Source organism: Natronoflexus pectinivorans (assembly GCF_004345615.1).
In the GTDB taxonomy this organism is placed as follows: domain Bacteria; phylum Bacteroidota; class Bacteroidia; order Bacteroidales; family Marinilabiliaceae; genus Natronoflexus; species Natronoflexus pectinivorans.
In genome coordinates, this window is the sequence record NZ_SLWK01000006.1 from 84,271 (window position 1) to 98,363 (window position 14,093).

Below are 14,093 nucleotides of genomic sequence, written 5' to 3' on the forward strand. Positions count from 1 at the left end.
TATTTTCTTTAGTACAATACAACAATAGATCGTTAGACTCAAAGATTATTAAAATGATACTGAGCACAGCGAAGTCCCGCTCAGCGGGATTAGACAAAAGCAAACACTTAATTATAAGCAAATTACGTGCCTCACAAGTGTTTTTTCATATGTCTGGAAATCAAATAGATATAAAAGCTTAACGAACTATTAATACAATAGATATTTAAAATTTTAGAACTACAGGCACCAGATACGAGCAAAACTCATATCGTCTGCCTATTAATCAAAACCCTCAAACACACTCCAAGCATCTGATAAAAAACATACAACAAACTCTAAACAATCAACCCAGAACCATAAACTTAGAACTTTGAACCTCAAACTTATTTAACCTCCCAAGTCGCTCCCTCCTTGCCATCTTTAACCACAATTCCCATTGCAAGTAATTCATCCCTGATTTTATCAGCTGTTGCCCAATCTTTATTCATTTTTGCCTGTTGACGAATGTTGAGAACCAGATCCATTACCCCGGAAAGCGTTTCGGAAGTTTCTTCAGCTGCTGTTTCTGTTTCAAGGCCAAGAATTTCTACAACCAATAACCTAAACAGGTCGTGCAGCTGTTTCACTGAGTTTTCAGACATTTCAATTTTGCCTGCCACTGCTGAATTGATGGCTTTAACAGCATCAAACAAATGAGCAATCAAAACAGGGGTGTTTAGATCATCGTTAAGTGCCTCAAAGCACTTATCGCTCCATTCTTCAACATTGAATTGGTCATTTTTCCCGGCTTTAATTTTTTCAATTTGAGCCATGCCTTCCATCAGGCGTTTCAACCCTTTGCCTGCCGCTTCCAGCGCTTCATTTGAGAAATCAACGGTGCTCCGGTAATGTGCCTGAAGAATGAAAAAACGGATGGTCATTGGTGTCCAGGCTTGCTTTAGCAATTGATGCTTGCCAGTGAAAAACTCCTCTAATGTAATGAAGTTCCCAAGTGATTTACCCATCTTTTGACCGTTGATGGTAATCATGTTGTTGTGCATCCAGTATTTTGCCGGACCATGTCCGTGGGCAATGACGCTTTGAGCTATTTCACATTCATGATGAGGAAACAGCAAATCCATGCCGCCTCCGTGAATGTCAAAGGTTTCTCCCAGATATCGGGCACTCATGGCGGTACATTCTAGGTGCCATCCGGGAAATCCATCACTGTATTTAGACGGCCAACGCATGATATGCGTTGGGCTGGCCTTTTTCCATAAGGCAAAATCAAAACTGTTCTTTTTCTCGCTCTGTCCTTCCAGATCTCGGGTTGAACTGTACAAATCTTCTAGAACACGCCCCGATAGCACGCCATATTTATGTTCTTTGTTGTATTTTTCAACATCAAAATAAACCGAGCCATTGCTCTCGTAGGCATATCCTTTCTCAAGAATTTTTTCAACAATCCCCAGCTGTTCAATAATATGGCCAGAGGCACGCGGCTCAATGGACGGGCTCTTTACATTCAGGAGTTTCATGAATTCATGATAACGGTCTGTATAGTACTGAACCACCTCCATGGGCTCCAATTGTTCCAGTCGAGCTTTCTTGGCAATCTTATCTTCCCCTTCATCGGCGTCATTCTCCAGGTGCCCCACATCGGTAATGTTTCTTATATAGCGAACTTTATAGCCTAAATGTTGAAGATAGCGGTATAGAATATCAAAAGTGATGGCAGGCCTTGCATGACCAAGATGCGGGTCTCCATAAACTGTGGGACCGCATACGTACAATCCCACATTTGGAGTATTTAAAGGTTCGAAAAGTTCAATTTTTCGGGATAGAGAATTGAATATTTTTAAATTTTTATGCATAACTTTATTAATGAAAATCTGATATAAGCCGCTAAGTTACAAAAAATGAAATGAAACCTGTATCAATAAACGCCGACAAGATTTAATGTATAACCATTTTTTGTTATGTGCAGCATTGTCAGAAGAGTAGCGTGTTTGATTATGCGTTGGGTTATATTATTATCAGATGATATCATCATATGAGAACTCTGCTCGACCCGAGGATGTTAATTTGTGTGCAAAAACTAAAACATTTTACATTGTGACTGCGTAATAATTTAGGTTGTATTTTTAAACCATAGTTATTTTTATTAAACCAAAACATAAAAGCAAGATGAAAAAACATTTACTGTTTACTGTTTCTGTGTTATTTCTTTTTATGCTCGGAAACATATTAACCAATGCGCAGTTTGCGCAAATACCCAATCATGATTTTTCTGAATGGGAGGATAAATTTCTTATGAGTAAGCCACAGGGATGGCATACAGAAGTTGCCCCTGAGGGGGTTAGTTCCATCCAAAAGAGTGAAAATGCAGTTGACGGCAATTTTTCAGTTGAATTTACTACCGTTGAGGATTTGAAAGATGAAGATGATCCATTTATTGGATTTGCGATTTTAGGGGATTTTAATGAAGATGGGCCGATAGGTTCTCCATGGGAAAATACAGCTGATAAGTTTCACTTCTCAGCTCGCTATGATGTAAAAGAAAATGACGCAGCATTAGCTGTAGTTATCTTATATTCAGATAGTGACCCTATCGGAGTTGGTTTCCTGGAAATTACCGGCAATTCAGATGCGTGGGAGACTTTTGAAGTTCCAATTGATTTTACAGGAGGAACACCGACTGCTGCCGATGCAATTTTTGTGGCTTTTTTAAGCAGTGCCATTGATGTTGTTTATGAGATAGTAGGAGTTACACCAGGAGAATACTCTCCTGTTGTTGGGTCTTACTTAAATGTAGATCAGGTTTATCTTACCCTTGGAGAAGATCCAACGCCTATCAGCATTACAAATGGAAGTTTCGAAGAGTGGGAAGATGTGTTTGTTTACGAGCCTGTTGGCTGGGGATCATATAATTTGGAAGTATCAGATGGTCTTCTACCAGTAACAAAGTTTGACGAAGACGGAGTATCAGGAGTGAAAATAACCAATGTAATGTCCGATTGGGGTGATCTGGTAGGTGTTCTGTTTTTGCAGGACAATGATTTTGTCAGAGGGGTTGCATATACTGCGGATGCCCCGCCTGCAATACTTATTAGTTATAAATATGAACCGACAGGAGCGCCAGAAGCAAGCCTCTATGTTACATTTTACGGAACAAGAGATGGGGAAGAAGCAGAACAGGGAGGTGGTTGGTTTCCTTTAGAACCTAGCGAGGAATTTGTTCAGAAGGGATTCCAGTTGCATGATTTTGATAACGATTTCACCCCCGAAAGACTAAGGATTAACCTTTGGTTGGGAGAAAATAACGAAGGGAGTGTTCTTTATGTATCAAATCTTGAGTTTGCCGAAGTATATGACATCACCTTCAGAGTAAACGATCAGGATACTGGAAGTCCTGTGCAATGGGCAAATATCTATATTGAAGGTCATCAATGGCCTTGGCAAACAGGAGATAACGGCATAGCAGACATTCCGCTACCCATAGGCAATTACAACTTTACAATTTCTGCAATGGGGTATAATACCTATACAGGAACGATTAATGTGACAGAAAATGACGATGTATTTGTTTTAATGACCCCGTTTGTGCCGGATCCTAATGAATTATTTATAGATATAAATGATGGAGATGCCGACAACGTTTACTTCGAGGGAGACTTTTTCAGTGCCAATATAACACTCCCACCCACTGACCCCGCGATCCCCGATAATTCAGAATTGGTTTTTTCTGTTGTGCTGTTTTCCGGCCCGGATACCTATTTCGAAGCGAGTGAAGTTCCTAATGTTTTTTCCGACACGCCTGTTGTTTCTAAAATTAATGGGAATGCTTTTTCAATAAGTGGAGACATTGGCAACAACGATGTTACCGGAGTAATAGGATTGAAAATAACAGGAATCATGATTGACATGGGTCCTGGAGGTATGGTTGAGCAACCACTTCCCGAACCAATAGTATTTCCTGTTTTCGACACTTATGAGTATGCTTATTATTCCCAACAAGGCAGTGACAGAGGTATGGCCATTGTAGGCGTTTCAATTCCGGATGGAGATATCACTTCACATCCTCACTTTAGTCAGATACATGATCTGTATAATACCGATGAAGGCATAACTTTTATAAGGGAAGACCATGGATCCATCTACTTCCCATGGCTCAATATCATCGACAACAGAGATCAACTGGCGCAACTTAGCGATGGGTTAAATATTTCTGCCGCCCCTAACGGTCAGGGCTTTTTTGTGGAGGTTGATCTTAATATATTGCCATTTCTACAATCTCACTGGGTGGATGTTGCTTTAGGAAATATTCCTGAAGGCACTGCTGTGGATGATATAATGGTGGTTCGCACTCAATTTGGAGAAACCGGAAGCCCGGCATCACCTGAAGCAAACAATACTGATGACTTTTATCTGGAGGACGGTGTGTTTTCTTTCAGGATTCATGGTGGATTCAGTCGATACTCTTTGGTTATAGAAGACGAATCAGTTTCTGTTCCCAATGCAGAACTACCATCTGTTTCAATATTTCCAAATCCCTTTAGCAATCAGATATCTATTTCTTCAGCCGAGGGTATAAAAGAGATAAGAATGACATCGATCAACGGTCAAACTCTTATTCAGGAACACATGGATGGTAAAAACAGCATTGCCACAAGCCACTTGCCGGCAGGCTTTTATATTGTGACTCTTGTTTTGGAAGATGGCAGTGTAATTAATAAACCTATGATTAAAAAATAAATTTCAGTTTACCTTATATAAGTAGAGCTGACTAAGTAAGATTTAACCACAAAGATCACAAAGGAAATCCCTGGTGCTCTTTGTGGTTATTTTATATGTATGCAATCGTTCAATAGATCGTTAGTCCCGAATATCTCGGGATTAGATTATTAGATATAAGACGCAAGTAAATTCCTTATTAGAAGCTGATTATGCACCACTACAGCAAATCCATAAACGCTTGATATTTAAGTGAATAAAAACATAACGAACTGTCAATCGTTTACGTTGAGGGTTTTTCTGATCTGTTGGATTTGAGGGGCGTAACCCTGAAACGAGTCCCGAGGCTTCGGGAGGAGTTCTCTGTGTCCTTATAGTGTAAGTTTTAGACACAGAAAATCTGGGTAGTATGTTATATATGAACATTGCTGGTTGCGGTGAGGTTTGTTTTATGAAAAAAGATGTCAGGGCTATGCCCCTATTTTAAAATAGAATCATAAGCAGGCGCATAATCAGATCAGGGATGCAAATCATCTGTCTATAATTTGTATTAAGTAACCAGATAGTCTGCTTTGTGCTATCGGGAGATTTTATTCCGAGAATCGGAAACTCACCAAATAATCACCCCTTGTGTGAGCAATTTTTGACTTCGTGCATCTGTAATTTCATGCTAAAAAAAGAGTATTTTTATGGCGGATTGTTGTGTGTTGTTTTTAAAACCTAAAACATTTTTATCAATTTCCTAATATAATAGTTTGTCAATCTTTTTTATTCACCTAACTATCAGATACATATAAGTCTGCAAACAAAAAAATGCAATTATCTGATAATAAAAATCTTGATTATATCTTAAATCTAATATCTGAAAGTCTAACGATCTATTGTAATATGAAGAAGCCTAATATAAAACAGATTCGTCTGAAATATTTGAGTGTTTCAGTTGTGGTAACCCTCATTACTTTAATTCTGTTGCAAACTGCAGGATATCTGGATCAGCAAAAAATCATTTGCATACCTAATGAGTTTCTGAAAATAATCAACAGCATCAAACTTGTTATAGCAACCATCTTTTTTACCACATTGCTGTTAAGATTTTCCATTAAACGTGTTTACAATCTGTTTGATGAGGTTGAGGAGAGCATCTTTTATTCAAAAATTTATAGCTGGACGGTATACAGCATTGGAGCGTTTGTAATCCTACATCATTTTGGAGTCTCGTTGGGAAATATTACCCTGTTCATTGGTCTATTGGCAACGGGATTGGCCTTTGCCATCAGAGATGTTCTGCTCTCGTTTTTCGGGTGGATGATTCTACTCAGAAAAAAGCCATTCAGAATTGGAGATTACATCAGAATTGGAGATGATGTAGGAAAAGTCCTGCATATAGGAACTTTTTATGTTCTGCTGGATAATACGGATCATCTTCCTGAAAATTTTACAAGAATACCAAACAGAATTTTCCTGGAGAAAAGCATTGTGAAACTCGGCACGAATTTGTATCACGATAAGATTTCTTTTCAGCTTTCGGGCATTCCCGAAAACCATAAAGAAATTAAAAGTTTGATGGTAAATGATATGCAGCGCATTACAAACAAAAACGAGTTCCTCTCTGTTTATATTGATGTAATCGATGAAAAACTCTTGTTGGTGGTTGAATACATGGTCGACTTTGAAAAACGCCACGAAACAAGAGATTCTTTAATAGGCTTAGCAATCAATCACTTTAAAAAGAACATTCATTTACCGGTTAAATGAAATTTTGCTGGTTCTGTAAGTCAATATTTTAACCCGTTCATTTATATTAGGTGGTATAACAGTCGGAAGCATGTTGTTGCGATTTTAAATAACTTTTGTTAAATTTAATTGATGACGCGGTTAAGAATTGAACTCTCAGACAAAGCCATAAAAAGCATTGCCGGATTAATGCTTTCAGTGGCGTTGGCTATGACCATATACAGTTTATTAAACAACCTGCACAGCAGTATGGTCATTGCCTTTGGCTATTTTGTGACCGTATTAGCCGTTTCTATTATCTATTTATTTTTAAAAAACAGAGTGTTCTGGAGTCATGCCGTTATATTGCTAACAGGAGTTTTATCAACTATTTTGTTTTTTTCCGGAGGCATAGAAAGTGCGGGTTTGTTGTGGTCATTTCTATTTCCTTTTTTGGCTTTTCGTTTAAATCATTACCATATTGGAGCTCTATATTCAGGGCTCTTATATATCATACTTTTGGTTCTTTTTGCTCTGTCACAATTCAATTTGGTGACTGCCCACTTTCCGGTCAATTATATGACCGTTTACTTCATTGTTTTGCTTATAGCGATCTCTTTTCTTTATTGGTACGACAGGCAACATTATATTGCTAAAAAAGAACTCACTTTAAGCAACGAAAAGTATAAATCCTTATTCAACAACCTTACACAAGGGGTTGCATTGATCTCCCCAGAAATGAAGGTATTAGAGATAAATAAAGTAGCTCGTGACTGGTTCCCAAATGCTGACCCAAAGAAACAACCTTTTTGTTTTAAGTGTCTCGATTTTCAGGAGAGGGAAGAAGTTTGTCCCGGTTGCCAAACCAAGGATGCCTTTATTAAAGGAACCCCGCAATCACTCATCAAAACAAAGAAAACATCATTGGGGGATAGATATTTTAATGTCATTTCCAGCCCGGTCTTCGATCCCGATGGAAATGTTTCGGCAGTCATAGAAACTCTGGAGGATATTACAGAGCAGAAAAAAAACCTGGAATCCATTAAATTAGCAAAAGAAACTTATCGAAATATCTTTTTAAACTCGCAGATCGGTCTTTTCCGATCTGACCTGGAGAGTAGTATTCTTCTTGATGCAAACGAAGCTTTTGCAAGAATGGCCGGATTTAAATCCCGTGAAGAATTAATAAAATCCGGATTTGTAATAGCTGAAAGATACAGAAATATTAATGATCGGGATAAGCTGCTAGCAGAGTTAAGGCTAAATGGTGAAGTGAACAACCGGGAGCTTGAATTTACAAAAGTTGACGGAGTCAATATTTGGATCAGACTTTCAATTAAATTGGTGAAAGATAAAAATTGGATAGAAGGTGTTATTGAAGATATTACCAGTCAAAAATTATCTCTGGATCTTTTGAAACAGAGTGAAGAGCGCCACCGTCTGCTGGCAGATAATTCTACGGATGTCATCTGGACGATGGATCTCAACGGCAAATTTACTTACGTGAGTCCTTCGGTTAAAAAACTCAGAGGTTTAGAACCTGAGGAAGTTATGGAACAGGAACCGGAAGAGATGCTGACCCGGCAATCTCTTATTCATTTTACTCAAGGTATGCAGTTGGTTCAGGATGCCATTAAGCGGGGTGAGCCATTTCCGAACACCCGCGTGGAGTTGGAACAGCCATGTAAAGATGGTTCCACCATCTTTACTGAAGCAACTATATCAGGAATATACGATAAAAATAATCAGTTTATTGGAATCCTCGGGGTTTCTCGCGATATCTCCGAACAGAAAAAAGCCAGGGAGATCATCTCTTTCCAAACCGATGCACAAAAATTGGTGGCTGATATTTCATTTGACTTCATCAGTTCAAATACCGACAACATTGATTCTAAGATAGAAAATATGTTGCAGCAATCCGGTAATTTTTTTGGAGTTGACAGAGCATACGTATTTTCATTAAGCAAAAAGAGAAGAACTCTATCTAATACACATGAATGGTGTGCGGATGGCATCTCTTCTGAAATGATCCATCTGCAAAATATTGATTTTGTATACTTGCCTTGGTGGTCTGGTCGGATTTTGAAGGGTGAAGATGTGATTATTCACAGCCTCGATGAAATTCCCGAAGAAGCACACAGCGAGAAAGCCGAATTTAAACGCCAAAAGATACAATCCATGATTACCATACCCATCATATATAGGAAAAAAGTGGTGGGAATTATTGGTTATGATTCGGTAAAGCAGACAAAGCAGTGGAATGAATATGAAGTCTCTTTGATACACACCATCGCCAACTCCTTGGCCGATACACAATTGAAAATTAAAGCTGAACAGAAACTGATCAGCGCCAAAGAAGAGGCCATGGCTGCAAGTAAAGCCAAATCTGAGTTTTTAGCAAACATGAGCCACGAAATCCGGACTCCGCTCAACGGAATAACAGGTTTCTCCGAGCTTCTTAAGAACACCCCATTGTCAGGCATTCAAAGGAAGTATCTGGACAACACAATCACGGCATCCAATTCCCTGCTCAGTATTATTGATGACATTCTGGACTTTTCGAAAATTGAGGCAGGGAAACTTGATCTTGAAAGCATTGAAATGGATGTCTGTGAAATTGCGCAACAGGTGGCTGATATTGTTCAATTTCAGGCTTTCGAAAAGGATCTTGAGCTGATTGTTAACATTCAGCCGGGAATTCCCGAAATAATGGTTTCCGACCCTATTCGTTTGCGGCAGGTTTTGCTAAACCTCATGAGCAATGCTGTGAAATTCACAAACCATGGCGAAATTGAAATTTCGGTTTCCTTCGAGGAGAAAGAGAACAACAAAGGATTATATGCCTTCAAAGTTAGGGACACAGGAATTGGGATATCAAAAGAACAGCAAGCAAAACTTTTCAAATCTTTTTCACAGGCAGACTCTTCAACTACCAGGGAGTATGGAGGTACCGGACTGGGGTTGGTTATTTCCAGCCTGATTGTTGAGAAAATGGGAGGGAAGATAGAGTTAGTGAGCGCTCCGGGTGAGGGTTCCACTTTTTACTTTACCATTGAAACTCTATTTAAATTCAAAGAGACAACATTCTCTGGGTTTGAAAACAGAACTGTTATGTTTATTGATGATAACATAACGCTTTTGGAAAGCATGAAAACCCTGATGAATCATTTTGGAGTCAGCTTTTACGGATTCACAGATCCCGGTGAAGCACTAAACGTGCTTCACCAGAACAAACAGATTGATATAGTATTTGCAGACAACAATCTGATCAACTCCTCCAACAAGGAGGTGTTTGATAATGTTTTTCATCTGTGCAAAAAGAAGCAATTAGAAGTTATTCGCCTTATCTCCCAAAAAAACAGTACTGAGGAATATGAGGAGACCTTATGCCAAAAAATTTCCAAACCCATTAAATATCAAGATATCTTAAGCATCATATCCCACGCGGGTTTCCATAATCCAATTTCCACGGATAGCCCTGTTAAAGGAAAGCCTCACAGCATCCTGGACAGACAGAAACCTGTTGTTTTAATAGCCGAAGATATTCAAATGAACCTGGAGTTATTAACAGCTCTTATTAAGAGTCTGATTCCCGACTCATTGATTATTGAAGCATTAAACGGAAAAGAAGTTGTTGAGAAATCCGAAAAACATCCGGTTGACATCATCTTTATGGATATTCAGATGCCACAAATCAGCGGTATTGAAGCAACCCGCATCATTCGGTCATCTGAGAAAAATCCCAATTGTAATACTCCAATCATTGCTTTGTCTGCCGGTGCCTTAAAAGAAGATCGGATTCTTTGCTACGAGGCCGGGATGAATGAATTCCTCTCAAAACCAGTCAATACTTCAAAACTTGAAAATACTCTAATCAGATTCCTTTTAACTGAGAAGGTGGAAGACGAAACTGAATTGGCTGATGAATTTTCAGATTTCGATAAACTAGTATCGTTCAATTATAAAGAATTGCTCGAGCGCATTAATCAAAACTCCTCTCTGATGGAAAGATTAATACATTCCATTAGTTATCAACTTGGCGATTTTATTGACCAACTTGGCGATGCAGTTAGTAAGGGCAATCTAAAAGAAATTAAAGACATTGCTCACACCATAAAGGGTGTGAGCATGAATCTGAGTTTTGACAGAATGGCATTTTTAACAAAAAAGATTGAAACAATTGATGATATAAAACTAGTATATACAGTATATAAAGAAATTGAATCGGAGTGGAATAGTATCAAACAAATTTTAAGCGAAATGGAGTAATGTAAATCTTGATAACCATACCCGTAATGAAACCTGTCCGCAATAACCACATTATAGAAAGTGCACCATACGCATATGCTCATCACAAAATTGTGTTGAATGAAGATGGATTGCCGGTTGATTACATCATATTGGATGTAAACCCGGCTTTTGAGAAATTGACTGGTTTCTTAAAGAGAAAGGTGATCAATAAAAAAATTACTGAAGTTTTACCTGACATAAAAAAGGATAAATTTAACTGGATTGAGTTTTATGGTTCACTGGCCTTAGCAGGTGGACAAAAGGAGTTTGATCAGTACGCTGCACCATTAGCAAAATGGTATCGTGTTCAGGCTGTTTCAAGTGAAAGATTATATTTTTCAACTTTTTTCACTGACATTACAGATCACTATGTTCTTTCGGAAGTTTCGGCATATTTAAACGGGCAGCACAACGATATTGAAGCCTATGATTATCTCTGTCAGAAAATGGTGCAAATCAGCGGTGCGTCATATGTTGCTCTGAATAAATATGATAAATCTGGAAATTTTTACACAACTGTAGCATTTGCAGGCATTAAAAACCATATAATTAAAGGAGTTGAGATATTAGGCTTTCAAGTAGTTAACAAGGAGTGGCCTTTTGATCCGCACCGGGAAGAGCTCATTCAACATAAAAAAACCACCTACTTTGATACCTTAACAGATTTAATAGGTTATGCTACACCGGCAAAGGCTGTCAGACTTCTTGAAAAAACGTTTAAACTGGGTCAGTGTGCCGTTATTAAAGCAACCAATAAATCAGTTAAAATTGGAGATTACACACTTATTTTTAGGAAAGATGAAAAACTCATCAATTCTACACTAGCTGAAACATTGGCTGACATGACCGGGATATTCATGCAGCGACTGGATGTGGAACAAAGTTTTAACCGGCAATTTGAGTTTCAGAAACTGATTGGTATAATTACTTCAGACTTTATAAGTTGCAATGTCTATAATTTTGAGGAGAAAATCAAAAGAATGCTTCATCTGACCGGATCTTTCCTTGACGCAGAACACGCTTTCCTAACATTGTTTCATAAAGATATTTGCAGCAATGCTTGCAATTGGTATTCGGGAAAGATGGATGATGAAACAGCCAAAATTATTCAATTTCGATTTACCAACTGGGTATGGTGGAAGAATCAATTTAGAAAGAAAAATTACCTGATCCTTGAGGATATAAACGAGCTGCCCGAAGAGGCATCCATCGAAAGAAGCTCATTTCAAAACTTTAATATTCGCTCTGTATTATCCATTGCCATAAAGTTTCACGATCTGACAATGGGATATCTTGTGTTCTCTACTTTTTCAAGAACTAAAATCTGGAATTCGTCAGATATTAATAATCTTTTAATCATCTCCAATTCAATTGCCGATGCACTGATCAAATCAGAAGCGGAACAGCAGCTTCTGGAGAGTGAGACCAGGTACAAGCAACTCTCTGAAAGCATTCCTGTTGGAATTTTTCAATGTGAGATGGAGGAACTCAAACTTTTCAGGTTCACATATGTGAGCGATAGAATTGAGGAATTTATCAACATTCCGGTAAACGAGGTTCTTACACGACCTGAAAAAATACTTCAACGGGTAAAATTGGGTTACAAGAAAAGGTTGCTACTGAGTTTCCTGAAATCATTCAGAGATTATTCACTCTTTACTTCAACCTTTGAGATAGAGAAGAATAATGAAGTACTTTGGATTGAAACCCGTGCTTATCCTGAAAAACAATCCAGTGGTTCCGTCCGCTGGAATGGGGTTTTTATTGATGTAACTGAAAAGATCATGGCCGGTAAGGTGCTGGAAAATGCAAAAGAAGAGGCCGAGGCGGCCAATAGAGCAAAGTCCGAGTTTGTGGCCAACATGAGTCATGAAATAAGAACACCTCTGAACGGAATCATTGGTTTCACTGAGTTGCTCAAAAAAACTCCCCTTTCTCCGGTTCAGCAGCGATATGTGAACAACGTTCACATATCCGGCCATTCATTATTGCACATCATCAATGATATCCTCGATCTTTCGAAAATTGAATCCGGTAAACTGGATATAGAAATCAACCCCACACGGATTTCAGACATAATGGAGCAAAGCATGGACACTGTCCGGTATCAGGCCTTACAAAAAGAGATAAAGCTTATTCTGGATGTCCCCGATGATCTGCCCGCCGTAATTTATACTGATTCAAACAGACTAAAGCAGGTGCTTTTAAACATATTGGGAAATGCCGTTAAATTCACAAAACAGGGAGTGGTTGAGTTAAAAGTTAGGTTTAAACCGGAGGGTGAAGATTATGGCAGGTTCTTTTTTTCTGTTCGTGATACAGGAATTGGAATTACTGCCGAACAAGGTGAAAAGCTTTTTAAAGCTTTTTCCCAGGCTGACTCCTCCATAACACGTAAATTTGGAGGAACCGGACTGGGATTGATCATTTCCAACCTGATATTGGAAAAGTTTGGCAGTCAGATAGAGTATGAAAGTGAGTATGGAGAAGGATCACGTTTCTTCTTCTCAATCAAAACAAAATATGAGTTTAAAGATGAATCAATCCCAGAGCCATCAGCGATTGATTTCGCTTTTGAGAAAATAGGGCATCAGGTTGGTGTAGGAGGGGAGAAGGCAGAATCACGCATTAATAAAAATCCAAATATTCTGCTGGCTGAAGATGTGGAAATGAATATGGAGCTTTTGAAGAATATGATTATGAAGTTGGCTCCTGAAGCGACATTCTTTGAGGCTTTTAACGGCGAAGAAGCCGTTAAAATTTTCACACAAAATAAGATTGATTTGGTGTTAATGGATATTCAGATGCCGATTCTTGACGGAATTGATGCTTCAAAGATGATTCGTGAAAAAGAAGAAGGGGATAGCAAACAGACTCCGATTGTTGCAATTACGGCAGGAGTGCTTCAGCATGAAAAGGAGCGTGCACTGGCTGCGGGCATTAATGATTTTCTGACGAAACCTTTTAACTCCTCCACAATGATGGAAGTTTTAAAAAAACATCTGTCTGTTACAGAAGAAGTCATAATTGAATACCCTGTTATTTCTGATAAAATTGACAATCACTTTAACAGAAAGGCGCTTTTAGAAAGGATCAGGCACAATCAGACATTATATCAGAAAATAATAAAAAATCTGCCCGAACAGTTAAGAACCTATATCAACAGATTATCCGTAGCCATTGAAAAGAGAGACTTGTTTGAAACTGAGACCATTAGTCACAGCATTAAAGGCTTGGCTCTAAATATGGAGTTGAACAAGATGTCTGATCTGGCAGAGAAAATTTTGACCGAAAAAGGGTTAAACGATCAGGAAAAAGTTGTAATATTAGAAGAAATAAAACAGGAATATTCATTCATTATTCAAAAATTGAATAATGAACCGAAAGAATAAGAT

At 38.4% G+C, this 14,093-nt stretch carries 5 protein-coding genes; 4 read left to right on the top strand and 1 reads right to left on the bottom strand.

The window, feature by feature from the left end:
- Window positions 1-365 precede the first annotated feature (365 nt).
- Entirely contained in the window at window positions 366-1,835 is a 1,470-nt protein-coding gene (gene cysS / locus EV194_RS09585) for a cysteine--tRNA ligase (RefSeq protein WP_132433822.1), read from the bottom strand.
- Window positions 1,836-2,148: 313 nt separating this feature from the next.
- Between cysS and EV194_RS09590 the strand changes: the two genes are divergently transcribed.
- The 4 genes from EV194_RS09590 (at window position 2,149) to EV194_RS09605 (ending at window position 14,090) form a co-directional block, all read left to right on the top strand.
- The gene (locus EV194_RS09590; RefSeq protein ID WP_132433823.1) at window positions 2,149-4,716 is read left to right on the top strand and encodes a T9SS type A sorting domain-containing protein; all 2,568 of its coding nucleotides are present in this window, start codon (window positions 2,149-2,151) and stop codon (window positions 4,714-4,716) included.
- Window positions 4,717-5,583: 867 nt separating this feature from the next.
- A complete protein-coding gene (locus EV194_RS09595) occupies window positions 5,584-6,450 on the top strand; it encodes a mechanosensitive ion channel domain-containing protein (RefSeq protein WP_165921851.1) in 867 nt (288 codons plus the stop codon).
- A gap of 111 nt (window positions 6,451-6,561) precedes the next feature.
- Window positions 6,562-10,677, top strand: coding sequence for a PAS domain S-box protein (locus EV194_RS09600; protein ID WP_132433825.1), 4,116 nt, complete (start codon window positions 6,562-6,564; stop codon window positions 10,675-10,677).
- Window positions 10,678-10,703: 26 nt separating this feature from the next.
- Window positions 10,704-14,090: an ATP-binding protein gene (locus EV194_RS09605; protein WP_132433826.1), complete on the top strand. Its 3,387-nt coding sequence runs from the start codon at window positions 10,704-10,706 to the stop codon at window positions 14,088-14,090.
- The last annotated feature ends 3 nt before the right edge of the window (window positions 14,091-14,093 follow it).

Coding starts and splice junctions, on each gene's coding strand:
- EV194_RS09605 (WP_132433826.1), top strand. CDS start 10,704: ATGAAACCTGTCCGCAATAACCACATTATAGAAAGTGCACCATACGCA.
- EV194_RS09600 (WP_132433825.1), top strand. CDS start 6,562: ATGACGCGGTTAAGAATTGAACTCTCAGACAAAGCCATAAAAAGCATT.
- EV194_RS09595 (WP_165921851.1), top strand. CDS start 5,584: ATGAAGAAGCCTAATATAAAACAGATTCGTCTGAAATATTTGAGTGTT.
- cysS (WP_132433822.1), bottom strand. CDS start 1,835: ATGCATAAAAATTTAAAAATATTCAATTCTCTATCCCGAAAAATTGAA.
- EV194_RS09590 (WP_132433823.1), top strand. CDS start 2,149: ATGAAAAAACATTTACTGTTTACTGTTTCTGTGTTATTTCTTTTTATG.